The sequence below is a fragment of the Sphingopyxis sp. SE2 genome, from assembly GCF_032227185.1.
GTDB lineage: Bacteria > Pseudomonadota > Alphaproteobacteria > Sphingomonadales > Sphingomonadaceae > Sphingopyxis.
Genome location: NZ_JAPMXW010000001.1, coordinates 999,693 through 1,020,374, shown reverse-complemented (window position 1 = coordinate 1,020,374; position 20,682 = coordinate 999,693). Strand labels below are relative to the sequence as shown.

Sequence of the window (20,682 nt, the reverse complement as noted above, 5' to 3'; positions counted from 1 at the left end):
GCGCTTGCCAGCGCCCTTCCCCGCCCCTTATAGCCATAGCATGAGTCACGATTTGTTCGACGCCGCGAACCCCGCCACCGACAGCTACAATGCTTCGCAGATCGAGGTGCTGGAGGGACTCGAACCCGTCCGGCGGCGTCCCGGCATGTATATCGGCGGCACCGACGAACGCGCGCTCCATCACCTCGCCGCCGAGGTCATCGACAACAGCATGGACGAAGCCGTCGCCGGCCACGCGACGCGCATCGAGATCACCCTCGACGTCGGCAACCGGCTGACCGTCGTCGACAACGGACGCGGCATGCCGGTCGATCCGCATCCGAAATTCCCGGACAAGTCGGCACTCGAAGTCATCATGACGATGCTCCATTCGGGCGGGAAGTTCGAGGGCAAGGCCTATGCGACCTCGGGCGGCCTTCACGGCGTCGGGGTCAGCGTCGTCAATGCCCTGTCGACCGATACGGTGATCGAGGTGGCGCGGAGCAAGCAACTCTATCGCCAGCGTTTTTCGCGCGGCACCCCGCTCGGCGGGCTCGAAGAGCTGGGCCCGACGCCCAATCGCCGCGGCACCAGCGTCTCCTTCGTCCCCGATCCCGAAATCTTCGGCGAGCATGGCCGCTTCAAACCGCAGCGCCTCTATCGCATGGCACGCTCGAAGGCCTATCTGTTCGCGGGCGTCGAAATCCGCTGGAAATGCGCGCCCGAACTGATCGGCGACGACACGCCGGCCGAGGCGGTGTTCCAATTTCCCGGCGGCCTCGCCGATCATCTGAAGGAACAGATCGGGACGCGCGAATGCGCGACCGCCGAACCTTTCGTCGGGCGGCAGGAATTTCCGGGCGAACAGGGCCGCGCCGAATGGGCGATCGCTTGGCCGCTGTGGTCCGATGGCTCTTACAGCTGGTATTGCAACACCATCCCCACGCCCGCGGGCGGCACGCACGAAGCGGGGCTGCGCGCGGCGCTCACCAAGGGTTTGCGCGCCTTTGGCGAGCTGATCGGGCAGAAAAAAGCGGCGCAGATCACCGCCGAGGACGTGTTCAACGGCGGCGAGATGATGCTGTCGGTGTTCATCCGCGATCCGCAGTTCCAGAGCCAGACCAAGGACCGGCTGTCGAGCCCCGAGGCGGCGCGTCTCACCGAAAACGCGGTGCGCGATCATTTCGACCATTTCCTGTCGGACAATATGGATCGCGGCCGCGCGCTTCTGGGCCTCGTTCTCGACCGGATGGACGAGCGGCTGAAGCGCAAGGCCGAGCGCGAGGTCAAGCGCAAGACGGCAACGAGCGGCCGCAAGCTGCGCCTGCCCGGCAAGCTCACGGACTGTGCGAACGACGGGCCCGAAGGCACGGAATTATTTATCGTCGAAGGCGACAGTGCGGGCGGCAGCGCCAAGCAGGCGCGCGACCGCAAGACGCAGGCGATCCTGCCGATCCGCGGCAAGATATTGAACGTCGCGAGCGCCAGCGCCGACAAGATCCGCGCCAATCAGGAAATCGCCGACCTCGCGCTCGCGCTGGGCTGCGGGATGCGCAAGGATTGCGACGCCGATCGCCTTCGCTACGAGAAGATCGTGATCATGACCGATGCCGACGTCGACGGCGCGCATATCGCGACTCTGCTGATGACCTTCTTTTTCCAGGAAATGCCCGACATCGTGCGCGAGGGGCATGTCTACCTCGCGCAGCCGCCGCTTTATCGCCTGACTGCGGGCAACCTCTCGGCCTATGCGCGCGACGACGCGCATCGCGCCGAGCTCGAAGCGACCACGTTCAAGGGCAAGAAGGTCGAGGTCGGGCGCTTCAAAGGATTGGGAGAAATGAACCCCAACCAATTGAAAGAAACGACGATGGACCCCGCGACGCGGTCGATGCTGCGCGTCACGCTGCCGCAGGAATATGAGGAACGGCATCAGGTCAAGGATCTGGTCGACCGCCTGATGGGCAAGCATCCCGAGCATCGATTCCAGTTCATCCAGGCCAATGCCGCGACGCTCGACGAGGCGGCGATCGACGCCTGAGGAGAAAATTTTCCCGTCGCCGTCAGAAAGTCGCGTCGCCCCCGACTAAATGGGTATGCGACACGAAAGATTGGAGAGCGGCGTGGCCGAGGGGGATCAGGATCGGCTTTTTACGGAAGCGATCGACCGCTTCGGCGGCGCGCTCGCCCGTCTCGCGCGCGGCTATGAAGCCGATGCCGACCTGCGGTGCGATCTCGAGCAGGAATTGCAGGTCGCGCTGTGGCAGAGTTTCGCCACCTTCGACGGCCGCTGCTCGCTCAGCACCTGGGTGTGGCGCGTCGCGCACAATCGCGCGACATCGCACATGCTTGCGAACAAGCGCCGCGCGCAACGCGGCTGGTCGTCGATCGAGGATGTCGAGATCGCCGATGCCGACGCCACCCCGTTCGAGCGCGCCGACAGCGACCGTGCCATGGCGCTGATCCTGTCGATCATCGAGCGGCTCGATCCGCCCGATCGACAGATATTGCTCCTCTATCTCGAAGGCGTGGCCGCGGCGGAAATCGGTGCGGTCACCGGCGTTTCGTCCGATGCGGTCGCTACCAAGGTCCATCGCTTCAAATCCATGCTGACACGCCGCTTTGCCGGCGCCGGAGACGCAAGATGACCGATTTTTCCGACAAAGGGCTCCATACCCTCTGGCACGAGAGCCAGCCCGCCTTCGAACCGCTCGCGCTGGAAGAGATCAAGCGCCAGGCGGGACGGTTTGGCGACGCCATACGCCGCCGCAATCGACGCGAATATGCCGCAACCGCGCTAGTGGTAGTCGTCTTTGCCCTGTACGCCGTGATCTTCGCCGAACCGCTGATCAAGATCGGCAGCTTGCTCGTCATCGCGGGCGCGATGGTCGTCGCGTGGCAGCTCGCCCGTCGCACGTCGCGGCCCGATCCCGACGCCGAGGCGCAGGACATCAGCGGCTATTACCGCGAACGGCTTATACGCGAGGAACATATGCTCGCCCGCGTCGGTCGCTGGTATCTCGCGCCTTTCGTACCCGGCCTACTGGTCTTCATGCTCGGACAGGCCAAGGCAAGCGGAATGGGTGGCTCGCTCGTATTCCTGTTCGTTGTCGCGCTCCAGTTGCTGGTATTCGGCGGGGTATGGATCCTCAACCGGCGCGCGGCGGCCATGCTGCGCGGGCAGATCGAGCGGCTCGACGCGGCATCGCCCCCAACCGAAGGAGATGGGAAATGAAGTGCTTGCTGATGCCGGCGCTGCTCGCCGCGGCCACCCTTTCCGGCGCGCCGTCGGCCGCCCATGCGATCCAGCCGCCCGAAGTGGTCCCGGCTCAGGGCCGCGCATTCGAGCGGCGCGCGGCAGAGCTCGTCGACCTGCTCACCGGCAAGATCGCCTACCCCGATTATTTCGATGCCGCGTTCCAGAAAGCGGTCCCCAAGGAAAAATTCGACGCGATCACCGCCAGCCTCATCGCACAATATGGCCAGCCCATATCGGTCGAAAAGGCGACCTCGACCAACGGACGCTCGGGTACCGTGCAACTGCGTTTCGAAAGGGGCGTCGGCACGCTTTCGCTCGAGGTCGGCGCCGGGCCGGACGAGAAGGTGTTCGGGCTCGTTTTCACGAATTTCGAAATGGCGAACGACAGTTTCGACAAGATCGCCGCCGAATTCGCCGCACTGCCGGGGAATACCGGTTTTCTGGTGGCCGAGCTCGACGGCGGCACCATCCGTCCACTCGCGGCGGCGCATGCCGATACGCAATTCGCTGTGGGGTCGACGATCAAGCTCTATATCCTCGACGAACTCGCCGCCCAGATCGCGGCGGGGACACGGAAATGGAGCGACGTCGCGCCGCTCTCGCACCTCAGCTTCTCGTCGGCGGGCACCGCGAATTGGCCGAAGGGCACGCCGGTCACGCTCCAGACGCTCGCCAACTGGATGATCTCGGTCAGCGACAATGGCGCGACCGACACGCTGATCCACCTGCTCGGCCGCGAACGCATCGAGGCGCGGATGAAGAGCGCGGGGCACAGCGCGCCGTCGCGCAACATCCCCCTGCTGACCACGGTCGAGGCGTTCGCGCTCAAGGGCAATAATTTCAACGACCTGCGCCCGCTCTTTATCAAGGGCGATGATGCGGCGCAGCGCCGGTTGATCGAGAGCAACGAGAACCGCCTCACGCTCTCGAACGTCGACGGCGTCAGCTTCGTCGAGGGACCGCGATTTATCGACAGTCTCGAATGGTTTGCGAGCCCGAACGACATCGCACGCGCGATGGTAGATCTGCGCGCGCGCGGTTCCGCGCCGACGATGTCGGCGCTGGCAATCAACAATGGCGTCGGCCCGGCGGCGGCCGAACCGTGGCGCTATCTCGGCTACAAGGGCGGTTCGGAAAAGGGCGTATTGTCGATGAGCCTGCTCGGCGAGCGCAAGGCCGACGGGAAATGGTTCGTGGTGACCGCGAGCTGGAACGATCCGAAAGCCAATCTCGACGCGGACAGGATGGTCGGGCTGGTCACGCGCATGCTGGCGCTCGCGGCGAAATAGCGAGCTATCCCTATGTCGTTTCAGTGGATTCAGGCCGCCGTCAGCGCGGCGACCAGCGCCTTGACCTTCGCCTGCCGCCATTGCGGCGTCGGCGCGACCAGCCAGTAGCCGCGCTTCACCGGAAAGGCCTCGCGGACCAGCCGCACGCGTCCGGCGGCGATATCCGCCTCGGCGAGCATCGCGGGGACGTTCGCCTGCCCCAGCCCGTTCGCCGCCGCGTCGATCGCGAGCCCCGCGTCGCCCAGCCGCAGCGCCGGCTCGCCTTCGTCGGCGGGGCAGCCCGGCCATGCGATGCGCGTTTCGCTTTCGCTGCCGGGTCCCGCAACGGTCACCATCACCGGGTCGGAAAGCGCCACGCCTTCGTGTTCGCCCGCGCCGTCGGTCCAGAAGATCGCGAGGTCGAGGTTCGCCTCGGTAAAGTCGATCCCGCTATCGGCCGACACCAGGGTGAAGCGCACATCGGGCGCCTGCTGGCTGTAGCGCGCGAGCCGCGGCGCGAGCCATTTCGCGGTGAGATCGCGCGGCGCGGCGATCGTCAGCGACTGCGACGACTGCCCCGCCTGCATCGCGCGCACCGATTCCTCAAACTGCAAAAAGCCCTGACGCAGCGCATCGAGCCCGGCGTTGGCCTCGCCGGTCAATTCCAGCCCCTTGGGCGTGCGGCGGAACAGCACGACGCCGAGCATATCCTCGAGCGCGCGAATCTGTTGCCCAACCGCGGCTGGGGTCACCGCCAGTTCGTCGGCGGCGCGCGTGAAGCTCAGGTGCCGGGCAGCGGCGTCGAAGACGCGGAGCGCGTTGAGGGGCAGGTGCGTGCGTTTCATGACGCGGTCGCGGGCGCCTGAAGCGGGAAATGCGGGATGGCGACGAGCATCTGCGATCCGTCGCCCAGCTCCATCGCATAGCTGCCGACCATCGACCCTTCGGGGGTTGGCAGCGGGCAGCCCGAAACATAATCATAGGCGCCGCCGGGCACGATCAACGGCTGTTCGCCGACGACACCCTCGCCTTCGACTTCGCTGGTCTGACCGCGCCCGTCGCTGATCCGCCAATGGCGACTGATCAGCTGCACCGCATCGTCGCCATGATTCTCGATGCGCACATGATAAGCCCAGAACCAGCGCCCGAGCGCCGGGTGCGATTGTTCGGGCAGATAGCTGACCGCGACGCGCACGGTGATCGACCCGGTGGTCGCCGAAAAGGGGAAGAAGGAGTCGATCATTTCCATGGCAGATTCGCCTAAAGCCCGACCTTGGTCAATGCCTGGTCGAGGTCGGCGATGACATCGCGCGAATCCTCGAGCCCGATATTGATGCGTAGCATACCCTCGACGACACCCATATCGATGCGCGCTTCTTCGCTGACGCCATAATGCGTCGTCGACCAAGGGTGACAGCAAAGGCTGCGCGAATCGCCGATATTGTTGCTGATGTCGACGAGTTCGAGCGCGTTGAGGAAGGCCATAGCCTGTTCGCGGCCGCCATCGAGTACGAAGGAAAAAATCGGTCCGCACGCACTCGACTGGCTCATCGCCAAATTATGCTGCGGGTGGCTGGCGAGTCCCGGATGCAGCATGCGTGCGACGCGCCCCTCGATCGCCTTGCCGACCGCGAGTGCATTTTCCGACTGGCGCCGTGCGCGCAGGTCGAGCGTTTCGAGGCCCTTGAGCACGACCCACGCGTTGAACGGCGACAGATTGGGGCCGGTGTTGCGCTGGAACGGCAGCAGCACATCGTTGATGAACTTCTCGGTCCCGCAAACGGCCCCCGCGAGCACGCGCCCCTGCCCTTCCATCAGCTTGGTCGCCGAATAAGCGACGACATCGGCGCCGAAATCCATCGGACGCTGGAGCACGCTCGTCGCAAAGGCGTTGTCGACGACCGTGGTGATCCCGTGCGCCTTCGCGAGGCCGCAGACATGCTTCATGTCGACGATATCCATCGTCGGGTTCGCCGGGGTTTCGAAGAAAAAGACCTTGGTGTTCGGCTTGATCGCCTTTTCCCACGCGTCGTTATCGCGGCCGTCGACGACGGTGGTTTCGATCCCGAAGCGCGGACAGAGATGGTCGACGAGCCAGCGGCATGAACCGAAGGCGGCCTTTGCGGCGACGATATGATCGCCCGCCGACAATTGACACAGCAGCGCGGTCGTCATCGCCGCCATGCCGGTCGCCTGCGTCCGGCACGCCTCGGCGCCTTCCATCAGCGCGATCCGCTCCTCGAGCATCGCGACGGTCGGGTTCTGCAGGCGCGAATAGGTCATGCCCTGTTCTTCGCCCGCGAAGCGCGCCGCGACTTCCTCGGCGCTCTCATAGGTGTAGCCCGAGGTCAGGAAGAGGGCTTCGGACGTTTCGCCATGCTCGCTGCGCCAGGTGCCGCCGCGCACCGCCTGCGTCGCGGGATGCCAGGTCTTCGTCTTGCTGCGGTCGAAACCCGTCGTCTTTTTCATCTCATCTATCCGTTCAAAGCCGAAACAACCGCATCGCCCAAGGCCGCCGTTCCCATATTGCCCCCCAGATCCGCACCGCGCGCGCCGCCAGCCAGCACCTTCGCCACCGCCGCCTCGATCCGCGCCGCGCTCGACTCGTCGCCGCCCGAATGGCGCAGCAGCATCGCAAGGCTCAGGATCATCGCCAGCGGATTGGCAACGCCCTTGCCTGCGATATCGGGCGCGCTGCCGTGGATCGGCTCGTACAATCCCAGCTTGCCGTCGCTCAGCGACGCCGACGCGAGCAGGCCGATCGACCCGACGCACATCGACGCCTGATCGGACAGGATATCGCCGAACAGATTGCCGGTGACGACGACGTCGAACTGGCCCGGATTGCGCACGAGCTGCATCGCGGCATTGTCGACATACATATGGCTGAGCGCGACGTCGGGATATTCCTTCGCGACCTCGATCACCACATCGCGCCACAGCTGCGAGGTTTCGAGCACATTCGCCTTGTCGACCGAGCAGAGCCGCTTCGCGCGGCCTTGCGCCGCGCGGAAGGCGACATGCGCGATGCGCCGCACTTCGCTCTCGCTGTACGACATGACGTCATAGCCTTCGCGCTCGCCGCTCGCCGTCGTGCGCATGCCCTTTTCGCCGAAATAGACGTCACCGTTGAGCTCGCGGACGATCAAGAGGTCGATCGCCGACGCGACCTCGGGGCGCAGCGCCGAGCTGTCTTCGAGCCCAGCGAACAGCTTGGCGGGACGCAGATTGGCGAACAGCCCGAGTTCGGCGCGCAGGCCGAGGATCGCCTGTTCGGGGCGCAGGTGGCGCTCGACAGTGTCGAAACGCGGGTCGCCGACCGCGCCGAACAGCAACGCATCGGCGGCTTTCGCCTTCGCGAGCGTTTCGGGCGGCAACGGGTGGCCCGTGGCTTCATACGCCGCACCGCCGACAAGCGCACGGTCGAGCGTCACCGGAAGCGCGAGCGCGGCAAGGACCTTTTCGGCCTCCGCCATGATTTCCGGACCGATACCGTCGCCAGCCAGCAGCAGGATTTTCAACTTTTGACCTTCCGTCCAAATACGCCGTTCGCCCTGAGCTTGTCGAAGGGCCGCTCTTCTCTTCGGCGCCGTCGAAAGAAGGACGGTGCTTCGACAAGCTCAGCACAAACGGAAAGGGCGGATAGCCTTGGTTTGACGGTGCCGCTCTAGCCAGCGGCGGCGCGTCACGCAACCGCCCTGCCCAGCCGGCCGATCAATCTTTCCCTTGCGGTCAGCAAGTCACGGTTGCGTCCGTCGAGGACGTCGCGATCGAGGAAATGACGGGTAATGACAAGGCCGTCCAGGACGTCGGTCATCGACGGGCGGGCGTCTTGCCCGCACAGGAAGCGCGGCAGACGGAACAGGCGTTCTTCATAGCCGGCGGCGGCGCTGGCGCTGACCGCACCGCCCGATTTCGGGCTGACAAAGGCGAGATCGGAAACAGCCCCCGTCACCACACAGTCTTCAAGGTTGAGCCCGAAGCCGAGCTCGGCCAGCAACAGCAATTCATAACGTGCCAGCGCCGCGGCCCACAGCCGTGCCGAAGGAGCGACCCCGATCGCTTCCAGCACTGCTTCGAGAGCCGCGTACAGCGCCGGATAGGGCTGGTTCTCGGGCAATGTCGCCGCGGTCAGGCTCGTCACCCAGTCGATGGCGGCCGCCGCGAGCGGCTCGGCGAGCAGCGGCGCGCGGCTTTCGAGCAGTTCGACCGTCGCGCCGCCAAGCTGCTCCTCGGTCCGCGCGCGCAATTCGAGCGCCACCAGATTGCCGGGCATCAGGATCGGGCGGAGCCGCCGCGAGCGTCCGCCGCGAACATAGCCCGCGACCAGCCCCGCTTCCGCCGTCAGCGCGCGCAGGATCGCGCCATGCTCGCCGTGCGCTCGCACCGCGCAGACGATGGCATCGGTGGTCAGGCTTGCCAAAGCACCATCTGCGTCTGCGTCACCAGCGCGACCTCGGCGCCCGCCTCGGTGCGGATACGCGTCTGCCACACCGACAGCCGCTTGCCGATCTTCACCGGGGTCGCTTCGCCGACGAGCGTCGTGCCGACGGGCCCGCCGCCGAGAAAATTGGTCTTGCTCTCGATCGTCGTCGTGCCGCTAGCGCCCTCGGGCAAAGTCAGAAACGCGCCGACGGCACCGAGGCAATCGGCAAAGGCCATGATCGCCCCGCCATGGACGATCCCGCCTGCGGTGCAGATTTCGGGCCGCACGGGCAGCTTGCCCGCGACGCGATCCTTGCTGCCTTCGTCGATCGTGACCCCCAGCGTTCCCGCAAGCGGCATGGTGGCGGCGAAATCCATTATGTCCTCCTCTCTTACTTCGTCACCCCGGCGAAGGCCGGGGTCTCACCGGTGCGCTATGGCGATAAGGCGAGATCCCGGCCTTCGCCGGGATGACGAATGGCGTAATGCTCACCGTCCCGCATGATAGAAATCATGCACCGCCTGCGCGACCGCGGCGCTGACGCCCGGCGCCTTGCGCAAATCCTCGAGGCTCGCGCCGCGCACCGCGCGTGCGGTGCCGAAGTGCATCAGCAGCGCCTTCTTGCGCGCGGGGCCGATGCCCGGAACCTCGTCGAGCGGCGACGATCCCATCGCCTTCGCGCGCTTCTGCCGATGGGCGCCGATCGCGAAGCGGTGCGCCTCGTCGCGCAGCCGCTGGATATAGAAGAGCACGGCATTGTTCGGCGGGAGCGTGAATTCGCGCCCGTCGGGGTGATAAAAGGTTTCGCGTCCGGCATTGCGGTCGGGGCCCTTGGCTACGCCGACATAAGTGAGGTCGTCGATGCCGAGTTCGGCGAGCACCGCGCCCGCCGCCGAGACCTGCCCCTTGCCGCCGTCGATCAGCACAAGGTCGGGCCATTCGCCCTTCGTCCGCTCGGGATCTTCCTCGATCGCGCGCGCGAAGCGGCGCTGGAACACTTCGCGCATCATCGCGAAATCGTCGCCCGGCTGCGTTTCGGGCCGCTTGATGTTGAACTTGCGATAGGCGCCCTTGATCCAGCCCTCGGGGCCCGCGACGACCATCGCGCCGAGCGCATTGGTCCCCTGGATATGGCTGTTATCGTAAATCTCGATTCGCCGCGGCGGATTTTCAAGGTCGAACAGCTCGGCCAATTCGCGCCCGAGCTTTGCCTGGCTGCTGCTTTCGGCGAGGCGCCGGTCGAGTTCCTCGCCGGCATTGCGCACCGCCTGTTCGAGCAGGCGGCGGCGGTTGCCGCGCTGCGGCACGCTGATTTCGACCCTCCGGTTCGCGCTCTCGCCCAGCGCTTCGGCGAGCAGCGCGCATTCGTCGGGCTCGCGGTCGACGAGGATCGTCTTCGGCGGCGGCACCCCTTCGTAGAATTGCATCAGGAAGCTTGCCATCACCTCGCTCTCGGGCACGCCCGCGACATGCGCGGGAAAAAAGCTGCGGTGCCCCCAATTTTGGCCGCCGCGGATGAAGAAGCCCGCGATGCACAGCTGCCCGCCCTTCGCCGCGAGCGCGAACACATCGGCGTCGCCGAGCCCGTCGGCGTGGACCGACTGGCTACCCTGGATGAAGGTCAACGACTTCAGCCGGTCGCGGATCACCGCCGCCTGCTCATAATCCATCGCGTCGGCGGCCTTGGTCATCGCGTCGCCGAGCCTTTTCTGCACCGCGGTCGAGCGGCCTTCGAGGAAATCCTGCGCGTCGCTCACCAGCCCGGCATAATCCTCCTTCGAGATGCGGTCGACGCACGGCGCGCTGCACCGCTTGATCTGGTAGAGCAGACACGGCCGCGAGCGGTTGGCGAAGAAGCTGTCGGTGCAACTGCGGAGCAGAAAGGTTTTCTGCAGCGCATTGAGCGTCTGGCCCACCGACCCAGCGCTCGCGAACGGACCATAATAACGGCCCTTCGCACGCCGCGCGCCGCGATGCTTCTGCACGCGCGGAAAATCATGGTCGGTGCGCAGCAGGATGAAGGGGAAGCTTTTGTCGTCGCGCAGCAGCACATTGTACGGCGGGCGGTAACGCTTGATCAGCTGCGCTTCGAGCAGTAGCGCCTCGGCCTCGCTGACCGTCGTGACGATCTCCATCGCGCGCGTCTGCGACACCATGCGCTGGAGCCGCTGCGGCAGGCGCGCGACCTGCGTATAATTGGTAACGCGATTCTTGAGCGCGCGCGCCTTCCCCACATAGAGCACGTCGCCGCGTGCATCGAGCATGCGGTAGACGCCGGGGCGCGTCGGCAGCTTGCGCACGACGCTGCGGATCGCCTCGGCGCCGCGTTCGAGGTCGGGCTGGTCGCCCTCCGCGTCGCCGCGGATCACATAGGTCGCTTTTTCTTCGTTGAATCGGTCGGGAGCATTCGGGCGGGCCATGATTTTGCATGTAGGCGATGGCGATGCGACCCGCCATAGTGGGCGAGGTAAAACATGGGAGGGGTCTTATGGAATTACGCGGCAAACTGGCTCTCGTTACGGGCGGCAGCGACGGCATCGGGCGCGAGATCGCCCTGCAATTGCAGGGCGCGGGCGCCGACGTTATCGTCACGGGGCGGTCGGCGGAAAAATTGCGGGCGATGGCAGGCCTCGGATTCGGAACGATCGCGGGCGATCTCTCGACGCCGGCGGGGGTCGATGCGGTCGTCGAGGGCGTGGCGGGCAAGCCGCTCGCGCTGCTCGTCAACAATGCCGGGGTCGGCAGCGAATATGAACTGGACCGGCCCGAAACGCTGGACAGTGCGGCGCATTGCATCCGCACCAACCTCGATGCACCGATCGCGTTGTGCACCCGGTTGCTGCCGGTGCTTCGCGCGCAGCCCGAAGCCGCGATCGTCAACGTCACCTCCGGCCTCGCGATCGCGCCGCGCGCGGGCGGTTCGGTCTATTGCGCGACCAAGGCGGGGCTGCGCAGCTATACGCAGGCGATCCGCCATATGCTGAAGAACAGCAATGTTCGGGTGATCGAGGCGCTGCCCCCGGTGGTCGAAACGAACATGACCGCCGGCCGCGCGGGCAGGAAGATGAACGCGCATGACTGCGCCGCCGAAATCGTCCGTGGTATCCGCACCGGCAAGAGCGAGGTCAACGCCGGGATGGTGAAGCTGCTCCAGCTGGTTCACAGCATCTCGCCCGCGCTCGCGCGGCGGATCATGATCCGGTTTTGAGGCGGCTCAGCGTCTGTTTTGGGGTGGAGAGCGGACATTCCACAACCGTCGCCCCCGCGAAGGCGGGGGCCGCTAGCGGCCTTACTCAGCGGCATTGTGTAAAACGACAGCGGCCCCCGCCTTCGCGGGGGCGACGGCTAGGTTCGGTCGCCAGCCGCCACTAGCCGTGCGGCTTGATCAGATATTTCTCGCCCGTGCGCTTCGCATTGTAAGCCTGAGCCATATCGAGGTTTAGCGCCTCAGTCAGCGACACTTCATGGCTGTAATGGCTCTTGAACGTTGTCGTAAGTTCATCGACCACCCGTTTGCGCATCCGTCCGACAACTTCCGGCCCCGCCTTCGCCATGAAAGGCGTCAGCAGGAAACCGCCGAGCGCCCATGTCAGGCCGAAGCTCCGCGCCGAGAAGGTCGTCGGCGACAGGTCGAGCGCGCCGTAGATATAAACCTGCTTGAACGTGTCCGAGCCATAGCGGCTGTAGCTCGTCATCCGCTTGACCGCGGCGGCTTCCATCGCGGTCAGGATCTGCCCCGCGAGCTTGCCGCCGCCGGTCGCGTCGAAACCGAGCGTTGCGCCCGTCTCGACGATCGCATCGATCAGCCGATCCATGAAATCGTCGGCGCTGCTGTTGACGATATATTTGGCGCCGATGCCCTTCAAAATTTCGACCTGCGCGTCGCTGCGCACGATGTTGACGAGCGGGATGCCGTCCTTCGCGCAAATCTTGACGAGCATCTGGCCGAGGTTCGACGCCGCGGCGGTGTGAACGATCGCGCTGTGGTTCTCCATCCGCATCGTTTCGGTGAACGCGAGACTGGTCAGCGGGTTGACGAAGCAGGAGGCACCGTCGGCGGGGGCGGTGCCGTCGGGCAGCGGCATTACCATCTGCACCGGCAGGCAGCGATATTCGGCGTACATCTCGCCGCCAAGCAGCGCGACGGTCTTGCCGAGCAGCGCTTGCGCTTCAGGCGAATCCCCCGCCGCGACGACGGTGCCGCATCCTTCGTTGCCGATCGCGAGTGCGTCGCCGATACGGCCGCCCATAGCGCGCATCCCGGCGGGCGGGACATCGGCGGTGATGACGGGCAGGCCGTCGCGTGTCGATGCGCGCGCAGTCGACATGTCGGCGCCGCCGAACAGCAGGCCAAGATCCGACGGGTTGATCGGTGCGGCGAGGACCTTCACCAGCACTTCGTGCGGCTTCGGCACCGGCATCGGACGTCGCTCGAGCGATACTTCGAGCTGCCCTTCGGGCTTCACGAGCGTCAGCATGGTGAGGTTGGTTTCAGGCAGGTCGGTCATCATGCATCTCCCGTGTTCGGTTTCTTGATGAAACCGAAATAGGACGACAGAAGGACGCTGGCAATCGCCCGCTGCTAAATATGCGCCGATCGCTCGCGTCCCAGCCGTGCCGCCCTCACACCAACCGCACCGAGACCCCGCCATCGGCGATCATCGGGCTCCCCGTCATGAAGCTTGAGCGATCGGAAAGAAGGAACAGCGCCGCCTGCGCGATCTCGACGGGCGTCGCCATCCGTTTCATTGGATGCAATCCGGCGATAAACTCCAGAGCCGCCGGGTCCCCTTCGCCCCCGGCCGGCGTGATCGTGCCGCCGGGCAACAGCGCATTGACCCTGATGCCCTCGGCGGCATGGTCCGATGCCAGCGACCGGGCCAAACCGATCAGTCCCGCCTTGGATGCCGCATAGGCGCCCATGCCCGGCATCCCGCCGTTGCTGAAGCCCACGAAGGACGAGGTGAAGACGATCGAGCCCCGCCCGCGCGCCTTCATCGCCGGTATCTGCGCCTTGGCCGCCAGAAAGGCGGCCGTCAGATTGACCGACATCACATCGGTCCAGTTGTCGATGGCCATATCAGGGACGGGCTGCATTTCGCCTACGATACCGGCATTGTTGAACGCGCCGTCCAGTCCGCCGAACGCCTTTCCAGCAAGATCGACGAGCGCCGCGGCATATCCCGCGTCCCTCACGTCGCCGGCGAGGAACACCGCCCGGTCGTCGGCTTTGTTAATCGACGCTGCAAGGGCCTCGAGTTCGGCGCCGCGACGCGCGCCGAGCACCAGATTCGCCCCTTCGGATGCGAACAGCTTGGCCGCCGCCGCACCCATCCCGCTGCTCGCGCCGGTGACGATGATGGTCTTGTTTTCGAGTTCCATGACGTGCCTTTCCTGACATTGGTCATGGCGGTCTATGGACGCGGCGGAGAGCGCGGCGACCCGATTCTTGCGCTCAAATCGCCTTTCGCCGAAACAGGGCAGCGACGCCCGGCGCTAGCCCGCGGGAGAATATTCCGCGGCGAGGCGCAGCACGCCGGTCGCCAGTTCCTTACGGCAGATCAGCAGGTCGGGCAGGTAGGTATCGGGATTATTGTAACGGATCGGCGAGCCGTCGACGCGGCTGACGTGCAGGCCCGCGGCCTGCGCGACGGCGACGGGCGCGCAATTGTCCCATTCATATTGGCCGCCGGTGTGGAGGTAGATATCGGCTTCGCCGCGCACGACCGCCATCGCCTTGGCCCCCGCCGACCCCATCGCGAGCAGTTCGGCGCCAAGCCTGTCGGCGACAAACACCGCTTCCGCCGCGGGACGCGTCCGGCTGACGAGCATTTTGAGCGGCTGGTTCGCGGGCTGGAGTGATACGGGAGCAGCCGACGTCAGCGTCAGCCCGAGCCCCGGGAGCGCGACCGCGCCGACCGCCGCGATGCCATCTACCGCGAGCGCAACATGCACTGCCCAATCGTCGCGGCCCTCGCCATATTCGCGCGTGCCGTCGAGCGGATCGACGATCCAGACGCGGCGTTGCCCGCAACGCGCGATATTGTCCTTTTCCTCTTCGGACAAAAGCGCATCGTCGGGACGTGCGGCGCGAATCTCGCGGCAGAGCAGCGCATTCGCCTGCTCGTCGCCCGCTTTTCCGAGCGCCTTGCCCTCGAGCTCGCCCTTTGCACGCAGGTCGAGCAGGATGCGGCCCGCGGCCGTCGCTAACCGCTCGGCGAGTTGTTCGTCGCTCTCTCCCACGCGTCCCCCTTAACCCAGTAGCCGATCGATGATCAGGTCCGCCGCCTCTTCGGGCGTCATCGCGGTCGTGTCGATACGAATTTCGGGATTCTCGGGTGCCTCATAGGGGCTGTCGATGCCGGTGAAATTCTTTAGCTGACCCGCGCGCGCCTTTTTGTAGAGGCCCTTCACGTCGCGCTTCTCCGCCTCGGCAAGCGGGGTGTCGATGAAGATTTCGAGGAACTCGCCTTCGGGCAACATGCCGCGCACCATTTCGCGCTCGGCGCGGAAGGGCGAGATGAAGGCGGTGATGACGATCAGCCCCGCATCGCTCATCAGCTTCGCAACCTCGCCGACGCGGCGGATATTCTCGATCCGGTCGGCCTCGGTAAAGCCGAGGTCGCGGTTGAGGCCGTGGCGGACATTGTCGCCGTCGAGCAGGAAGCTGTGCCGGTTCATCCGGTGCAGCTTCTTCTCGACGAGGTTCGCAATCGTCGACTTGCCCGACCCCGACAGGCCGGTGAACCACAGCAGCGCGGGGCGCTGGTTCTTGAGGTTCGCGCGCATGTCGCGGTCGATGTCGGTCGCCTGCCAATGAACATTCTGCGCGCGGCGGAGGCTGAAGTGCAGCATGCCCGCCGCCACCGTGGCGTTGGTCAACTTGTCGATCAGGATGAAACCACCGAGCGTGCGGTTGTCGGCATAGGCCTCGAAGGTGATCGGCTTGTCGGTCGACAGTTCGACAACGCCGATACCGTTGAGTTCGAGCGTCTTTGCCGCGAGATGATCGAGCGTGTTGACGTTGATCTCATATTTTGGCGCCTGCACCGTCGCCGAAACGCTCTGCGTCGCGAGCTTGAGCCAATAGGCGCGGCCCGCGATCATCGCCTCGTCGGCCATCCAGACGAGCGTCGCCTCGAACTGGTCCGCCGCCTCGGGCGGCGCATCGGCGGCGGCGATGACGTCGCCGCGCGAGCAATCGACTTCGTCGGCGAGGGTCAGCGTCACCGACTGGCCCGCCACGGCTTGATCGAGGTCGCCGTCGAGGGTGACGATGCGGTCGACCGTCGTGGTCTTGCCGCTCGGCAGAATGCGTACGGCATCGCCGGGCCTGACTCGGCCGCTCGCGAGTTGGCCAGAGAAGCCGCGGAAATCGAGGTTCGGGCGGTTGACCCACTGGACCGGCAAACGGAACGGCTTCGCCTCGTCGGCGGCGCTGCCGACCTCCACATTTTCGAGATGATCGATCAGCGCCGGCCCCTTGAACCACGGCGTATTGTCCGAGAGCGCGGTGATATTGTCGCCCTTGAAGCCCGAGATCGGGATCGCGGTGAAATTGGTGATGCCGATCTCGCTCGCGAAGGCGCGGTACGCCAGCGTGATGCGGTCGAACACCGCCTTGTCATAATCGACAAGGTCCATCTTGTTCACCGCGAGTATGATATGCTTGATGCCGATCAGGTGCGCGAGGAAGCTGTGGCGGCGCGTCTGCGTGAGGACGCCCTTGCGCGCGTCGATCAGGATCACGGCGAGGTCGGCGGTCGAGGCGCCGGTGACCATGTTTCGCGTATATTGTTCGTGCCCAGGAGTGTCGGCGACGATGAACTTGCGCTTCTCGGTCGTGAAAAAGCGATACGCGACGTCGATCGTGATCCCCTGCTCGCGCTCGGCGGCGAGGCCGTCGACGAGCAGCGCGAAATCGATCTCCTGCCCCTGCGTGCCGACGCGCTTGCTGTCGGCTTCGAGCGCGGCGAGCTGATCCTCGAAGATCATCTTCGAGTCATAGAGCAGGCGCCCGATCAGCGTCGACTTGCCGTCGTCGACCGAGCCGCAGGTGATGAACCGCAGCAGCGACTTCTTTTCGTGGCCCGCCAGATAAGCGTCGATATCCTCGGCGATCAGCGCGTCGGTGACGTAAACAGGATCGGTCATCAGAAATACCCCTCCTGCTTCTTCTTCTCCATGCTGGCGTCGCCGCCATCCTTGTCGATGATGCGGCCCTGCCGTTCACTCGTGGTGGTCAGGAGCATTTCCTGGATCACTTCGGACAGCGTGCTGGCCTCGCTCTCGACCGCGCCGGTGAGCGGATAACAGCCGAGGGTGCGAAAGCGCACCGAGCGTTCGACGGGCACTTCGCCGTCCTTGAGCGGGAAGCGATCGTCGTCGACCATCAGCAGCAAGCCGTCACGCTCGACCGTCGGACGCGGCGCGGCGAAATAGAGCGGCACGATCGGGATATTCTCGCGCGCGATATATTGCCAGATGTCGAGCTCGGTCCAGTTCGAGATCGGGAAGACGCGGATGCTTTCGCCCTTCGCCTTGCGCGCATTGTAGAGGTTCCAGAGCTCGGGGCGTTGCTTCTTGGGATCCCAGCCGTGGCTCGCGGTGCGGAAGGAGAAGATGCGCTCCTTGGCGCGGCTCTTTTCTTCGTCGCGGCGCGCGCCGCCGAAGGCGACGTCGAAGCCGTGGAGATCGAGCGCTTGCTTCAGCCCCTCGGTCTTCCACATGTCGGTGTGGAGCGGACCATGGTCGAACGGATTGATCCCGCGCGCCTTTGCTTCGGGGTTCTGGTAGACGATGAGTTCCATACCGCTCTCGGCGGCCATGCGGTCGCGCAATTCGTACATCGCCTGGAACTTCCACGTCGTGTCGACGTGGAGCAGCGGGAACGGCGGCGGCGAGGGATAAAAGGCCTTGCGCGCGAGATGGAGCATCACCGCGCTGTCCTTGCCGACGCTGTAGAGCATCACGGGCTTGGTGGCATCGGCCATCACTTCGCGCATGATATGGATGCTCTCGGCCTCGAGCCGGTCGAGATGCGTCAACTCGGACGACAACAAACTTCGTCTCCTCACACTTCCGCCGTGCGCCAGCGGAATAGGCTATTTCAAATTCCGTCATACGTCCAAACGGACGGGGTGGATGAGGCCGCCGTAGCTCCGCCCTATGTTCGCGGGCAAACGTTATGGCCTTTCGGCGCTGCAAGCCAGACTTGGGAGGTCTCGCGTCAGGCAGCGGCGTCGACCCGCGACCGGCGCCATTCGGCCGCGATTGCACCGATCGTTTCAAGCGCATGCGCAAGGCGCGGCGCCACCTCGGGCAGCGCACGCCACGCCGGAGCGAGCAGCAGCCCGAGTTCACGGCGAAAGTCATAGCCCGCGACCTTGAGCGGAACGATGCCCTCGATCGCGAGCGACATCGGCGCGGTGGTGATGCCGACGCCGGCCGCGACCATGCGCAGGCAGCGCTCGTCGCTTTCGCTGCGCAACGCAAAGCGCGGACGAACGCCGTGGCGCGTGAAGAAGCGGCTCGTCGCGCCGAGAAATTCGCACGAGCGGCGCGCGATCATCGTCTCGGCGGCGAGTTCCTCGGGCCCGACCTCGATCCGCCCCGCGAGCGGATGGTCCGCCGCGACGAACATCGCAAGCGGTTCCTCGTAGAGCGGCACGACATGCTCGCCGCGCTCGCCATCGCGCAGCGGAACAAGCGCCATATGGAGCCGGCCGCTGCCCAGCGCCGAGCGTAGCTCGGAATCACTGTTTTCGACGAGTTCGATCGAAAAGCCCGGGCGCAACGCCGCGGCGATCGCCTGCAGCAATTCGCCCGGCGCCGAGCGGATGATGCCGAGCTTGAGTTCGGCCGCCTGCCGGTCGGCGTCGCGGCCGAAGCCGTCGGCGGCGCGAAAGCCGCGTTCGAGGTCGCGCGCGATCGGCAGGAAGCGCCCGCCCGCCTCGGTTAGCCGGATCTGGCGGCGGTTGCGGATGAAGAGCGGGGTGCCGACGAGCTTTTCGAGTTCGGCGATCCCGGTCGACAGCGCCGGCTGGGTCACGCGAATGCGGAGTGCCGCCTGCGTGAAACTGCCCGCGTCGACCACGGCGAGGAATTGGCGGATGTGCGCACGTTTAATCATAGATTTTACTTATGATAAATGTGCATTCGTTTCAATTTCCCTATGATGGAATTTTGAGGCACACTCGCGCGCAATCCCGCCCTCCATCGATAGGTCCCCCATGCGCGCCACCCCCGATTTCGATTTCGCGCTCGGCGAAACCGCCGAGATGATCCGCGACACCACCGCCCGCTTTGCCGACGAACGGATCGCGCCGCTCGCCGCCAAGGCCGACGCGCAGGACTGGTTTCCGCGCGACGAATTGTGGACGGCGATGGGCGAGCTTGGCCTGCACGGCATCACCGTCGAGGAAGAGTTCGGCGGGCTCGGGCTCGGATATCTCGAGCATGTCATCGCGGTCGAGGAAGTGAGCCGCGCGAGCGCAGCGATCGGCCTTTCCTACGGCGCGCACTCGAACCTTTGCGTCAACCAGATCCGCCGCTGGGGCAACGCCGAGCAAAAGGCGAAATATCTCCCCAAGCTGATCTCGGGCGAGCATGTCGGCAGCCTTGCGATGTCGGAAGCGGGCGCCGGCAGCGACGTCGTGTCGATGAAGCTGAAGGCCGACAAGGTTCAGGGCGGCTACGTCCTCAACGGCACCAAATTCTGGATCACCAATGCGACCTGTGCCGACACGCTCGTCGTCTATGCCAAGACCAGCCCCGACGCGGGATCGCGCGGGATCACCGCCTTTCTGATCGAAAAGGATATGCCGGGGTTCGCCATCGGGCAAAAGATCGACAAGGTCGGTATGCGCGGCTCGCCGACCGCCGAGCTTGTCTTCACCGACTGCGAAGTTTCCGAAGAACAGGTCATGGGGCCCGAGAATGGCGGCGTCGGCGTGCTGATGTCGGGGCTCGATTACGAACGCGTCGTGCTCGCCGGGCTCCAACTCGGTATCATGCAGGCGTGCCTCGATACGGTCATTCCTTATGTTCGCGAGCGCAAGCAGTTCGGCAAGCCGATCGGATCGTTCCAGCTGATGCAGGCGAAGGTCGCCGACATGTATGTGATGCTCCAGTTGGCGCGCTCCTATGTCTATAATGTCGCCAAGGCATGCGACGCGGGGCAGACGACGCGCTTCGACGCCGCGGGCGCGATCCTGCTCGCGAGCGAGAATGCCGTGAAGGTCGCGGGCGAAGCGATCCAGGCCTTGGGCGGCGCGGGCTACACCAAGGACTGGCCGGTCGAACGCTACTGGCGCGACGCCAAGCTGCTCGACATCGGCGCGGGCACGAACGAGATCCGCCGCATGCTGATCGGCCGCGAACTGATCGGCGCCGGCGCGTGATCTGGCTCTGGCTGTCGACCGCCTTCATGGTGACGACGGCCGGGGTTCATTCGGTGCTCGGCTATCGTCGGATGATGGTGCCGTTGCTGCGCGGCGAGGCGGGCTCGCTTGCCGACCCGCTGACGCGCCGGATCATCCGCTTCGCCTGGCATGCGACGTCGGTGCTGATGCTTATTTCGGCGGCAGCGGTCGCATGGCCCGGCACGCCCAAGGGTGTATTGATCGTCATCGGCGGCGGATGGCTTGCCTCGGGGCTGTTCGATGCCGCCTATACGAAGGGCCGCCATGTCGCATGGCCGGCGCTCGCCGGCGCGGGCATCCTTGCCTTGATCGGCGCGTTGGCATAAC

20 protein-coding genes are annotated in these 20,682 nt (G+C 65.4%); 7 read left to right on the top strand and 13 right to left on the bottom strand.

The features are described 5' to 3' along the window. The first annotated feature begins 40 nt into the window (after nt 1-40). The 4 genes from parE (at nt 41) to OVY29_RS04765 (ending at nt 4,527) form a co-directional block, all read left to right on the top strand. Nucleotides 41-2,020 (top strand): DNA topoisomerase IV subunit B, encoded by a 1,980-nt coding sequence (parE, locus tag OVY29_RS04780; protein ID WP_313911048.1) that lies wholly within the window; start codon nt 41-43, stop codon nt 2,018-2,020. Nucleotides 2,021-2,102: 82 nt separating this feature from the next. Further along, on the top strand, nt 2,103-2,627 hold the full coding sequence (locus OVY29_RS04775) for a sigma-70 family RNA polymerase sigma factor (protein ID WP_313911047.1): 525 nt from the start codon (nt 2,103-2,105) through the stop codon (nt 2,625-2,627). Further along, a complete protein-coding gene (locus OVY29_RS04770; protein ID WP_313911046.1) occupies nt 2,624-3,214 on the top strand; it encodes a hypothetical protein in 591 nt (196 codons plus the stop codon). Before OVY29_RS04775 ends, OVY29_RS04770 begins: the two co-directional genes overlap by 4 nt. Next, nucleotides 3,211-4,527 (top strand): serine hydrolase, encoded by a 1,317-nt coding sequence (locus tag OVY29_RS04765; protein WP_313911045.1) that lies wholly within the window; start codon nt 3,211-3,213, stop codon nt 4,525-4,527. The genes OVY29_RS04770 and OVY29_RS04765 overlap by 4 nt, the downstream gene beginning before the upstream one ends. 29 nt (nt 4,528-4,556) lie before the next feature. On the opposite strand, the gene OVY29_RS04760 is transcribed toward OVY29_RS04765, so the two are convergent. The 7 genes from OVY29_RS04760 to uvrC form a co-directional block, all read right to left on the bottom strand. Beyond that, nucleotides 4,557-5,351, bottom strand: a complete 795-nt coding sequence (locus OVY29_RS04760) for a LysR family transcriptional regulator (protein ID WP_037555599.1) — start codon at nt 5,349-5,351, stop codon at nt 4,557-4,559. Next, the gene (gene apaG, locus OVY29_RS04755) at nt 5,348-5,749 is read right to left on the bottom strand and encodes a Co2+/Mg2+ efflux protein ApaG (protein ID WP_037555790.1); all 402 of its coding nucleotides are present in this window, start codon (nt 5,747-5,749) and stop codon (nt 5,348-5,350) included. The genes OVY29_RS04760 and apaG overlap by 4 nt, the downstream gene beginning before the upstream one ends. 17 nt (nt 5,750-5,766) lie before the next feature. Beyond that, entirely contained in the window at nt 5,767-6,975 is a 1,209-nt protein-coding gene (locus tag OVY29_RS04750) for a trans-sulfuration enzyme family protein (protein ID WP_313911044.1), read from the bottom strand. 5 nt (nt 6,976-6,980) lie between these two features. Then, a complete protein-coding gene (gene leuB / locus OVY29_RS04745; RefSeq protein WP_313911043.1) occupies nt 6,981-8,027 on the bottom strand; it encodes a 3-isopropylmalate dehydrogenase in 1,047 nt (348 codons plus the stop codon). 164 nt (nt 8,028-8,191) lie between these two features. Then, nucleotides 8,192-8,929 carry a DNA repair protein RecO gene (gene recO, locus OVY29_RS04740; protein ID WP_313911042.1) on the bottom strand — a complete coding sequence of 246 codons (738 nt, stop codon included), beginning with the start codon at nt 8,927-8,929 and terminating at the stop codon, nt 8,192-8,194. Beyond that, on the bottom strand, nt 8,917-9,309 hold the full coding sequence (locus tag OVY29_RS04735; RefSeq protein ID WP_037555592.1) for a PaaI family thioesterase: 393 nt from the start codon (nt 9,307-9,309) through the stop codon (nt 8,917-8,919). Before OVY29_RS04735 ends, recO begins: the two co-directional genes overlap by 13 nt. 111 nt (nt 9,310-9,420) lie before the next feature. Then, entirely contained in the window at nt 9,421-11,352 is a 1,932-nt protein-coding gene (gene uvrC, locus OVY29_RS04730) for an excinuclease ABC subunit UvrC (protein WP_313911041.1), read from the bottom strand. A 68-nt stretch (nt 11,353-11,420) separates the two neighbouring features. Between uvrC and OVY29_RS04725 the strand changes: the two genes are divergently transcribed. Continuing rightward, a complete protein-coding gene (locus OVY29_RS04725) occupies nt 11,421-12,140 on the top strand; it encodes an SDR family oxidoreductase (protein WP_313911040.1) in 720 nt (239 codons plus the stop codon). Between the two features lie 160 nt (nt 12,141-12,300). Here OVY29_RS04725 and OVY29_RS04720 read toward each other — a convergent pair whose 3' ends face one another. From OVY29_RS04720 to OVY29_RS04695, 6 genes are all read right to left on the bottom strand, one after another. Beyond that, nucleotides 12,301-13,440: a zinc-binding dehydrogenase gene (locus tag OVY29_RS04720; RefSeq protein WP_313912043.1), complete on the bottom strand. Its 1,140-nt coding sequence runs from the start codon at nt 13,438-13,440 to the stop codon at nt 12,301-12,303. Between the two features lie 115 nt (nt 13,441-13,555). Continuing rightward, complete coding sequence (locus tag OVY29_RS04715) at nt 13,556-14,314, bottom strand: SDR family oxidoreductase (protein WP_313911039.1); 759 nt, start codon at nt 14,312-14,314, stop codon at nt 13,556-13,558. 114 nt (nt 14,315-14,428) lie between these two features. Next, nucleotides 14,429-15,175 carry a 3'(2'),5'-bisphosphate nucleotidase CysQ gene (locus OVY29_RS04710; RefSeq protein WP_037555587.1) on the bottom strand — a complete coding sequence of 249 codons (747 nt, stop codon included), beginning with the start codon at nt 15,173-15,175 and terminating at the stop codon, nt 14,429-14,431. Between the two features lie 9 nt (nt 15,176-15,184). Further along, on the bottom strand, nt 15,185-17,086 hold the full coding sequence (gene cysN, locus OVY29_RS04705; protein ID WP_313911038.1) for a sulfate adenylyltransferase subunit CysN: 1,902 nt from the start codon (nt 17,084-17,086) through the stop codon (nt 15,185-15,187). After that, nucleotides 17,086-17,937 (bottom strand): sulfate adenylyltransferase subunit CysD, encoded by an 852-nt coding sequence (cysD, locus tag OVY29_RS04700; protein ID WP_409581475.1) that lies wholly within the window; start codon nt 17,935-17,937, stop codon nt 17,086-17,088. Before cysD ends, cysN begins: the two co-directional genes overlap by 1 nt. 224 nt (nt 17,938-18,161) lie before the next feature. Next, nucleotides 18,162-19,064, bottom strand: a complete 903-nt coding sequence (locus OVY29_RS04695) for a LysR family transcriptional regulator (RefSeq protein ID WP_313911036.1) — start codon at nt 19,062-19,064, stop codon at nt 18,162-18,164. Between the two features lie 100 nt (nt 19,065-19,164). Here OVY29_RS04695 and OVY29_RS04690 point away from each other — a divergent pair, with 100 nt between their 5' ends. Beyond that, the gene (locus tag OVY29_RS04690; RefSeq protein ID WP_313911035.1) at nt 19,165-20,334 is read left to right on the top strand and encodes an isovaleryl-CoA dehydrogenase; all 1,170 of its coding nucleotides are present in this window, start codon (nt 19,165-19,167) and stop codon (nt 20,332-20,334) included. Beyond that, the gene (locus OVY29_RS04685; protein WP_052182264.1) at nt 20,331-20,681 is read left to right on the top strand and encodes a hypothetical protein; all 351 of its coding nucleotides are present in this window, start codon (nt 20,331-20,333) and stop codon (nt 20,679-20,681) included. The genes OVY29_RS04690 and OVY29_RS04685 overlap by 4 nt, the downstream gene beginning before the upstream one ends. Nucleotide 20,682: the final 1 nt, after the last annotated feature.

Bases quoted from the DNA above. Each gene is read 5' to 3' on its own strand.
- parE (WP_313911048.1), top strand. From the start codon at position 41: ATGAGTCACGATTTGTTCGACGCCGCGAACCCCGCCACCGACAGCTAC.
- OVY29_RS04770 (WP_313911046.1), top strand. From the start codon at position 2,624: ATGACCGATTTTTCCGACAAAGGGCTCCATACCCTCTGGCACGAGAGC.
- OVY29_RS04765 (WP_313911045.1), top strand. From the start codon at position 3,211: ATGAAGTGCTTGCTGATGCCGGCGCTGCTCGCCGCGGCCACCCTTTCC.
- OVY29_RS04760 (WP_037555599.1), bottom strand. From the start codon at position 5,351: ATGAAACGCACGCACCTGCCCCTCAACGCGCTCCGCGTCTTCGACGCC.
- apaG (WP_037555790.1), bottom strand. From the start codon at position 5,749: ATGATCGACTCCTTCTTCCCCTTTTCGGCGACCACCGGGTCGATCACC.
- OVY29_RS04750 (WP_313911044.1), bottom strand. From the start codon at position 6,975: ATGAAAAAGACGACGGGTTTCGACCGCAGCAAGACGAAGACCTGGCAT.
- OVY29_RS04735 (WP_037555592.1), bottom strand. From the start codon at position 9,309: ATGGATTTCGCCGCCACCATGCCGCTTGCGGGAACGCTGGGGGTCACG.
- uvrC (WP_313911041.1), bottom strand. From the start codon at position 11,352: ATGGCCCGCCCGAATGCTCCCGACCGATTCAACGAAGAAAAAGCGACC.
- OVY29_RS04725 (WP_313911040.1), top strand. From the start codon at position 11,421: ATGGAATTACGCGGCAAACTGGCTCTCGTTACGGGCGGCAGCGACGGC.
- OVY29_RS04720 (WP_313912043.1), bottom strand. From the start codon at position 13,440: ATGACCGACCTGCCTGAAACCAACCTCACCATGCTGACGCTCGTGAAG.
- OVY29_RS04715 (WP_313911039.1), bottom strand. From the start codon at position 14,314: ATGGAACTCGAAAACAAGACCATCATCGTCACCGGCGCGAGCAGCGGG.
- cysN (WP_313911038.1), bottom strand. From the start codon at position 17,086: ATGACCGATCCTGTTTACGTCACCGACGCGCTGATCGCCGAGGATATC.
- cysD (WP_409581475.1), bottom strand. From the start codon at position 17,937: ATGCGCGAAGTGATGGCCGATGCCACCAAGCCCGTGATGCTCTACAGC.
- OVY29_RS04695 (WP_313911036.1), bottom strand. From the start codon at position 19,064: ATGATTAAACGTGCGCACATCCGCCAATTCCTCGCCGTGGTCGACGCG.
- OVY29_RS04690 (WP_313911035.1), top strand. From the start codon at position 19,165: ATGCGCGCCACCCCCGATTTCGATTTCGCGCTCGGCGAAACCGCCGAG.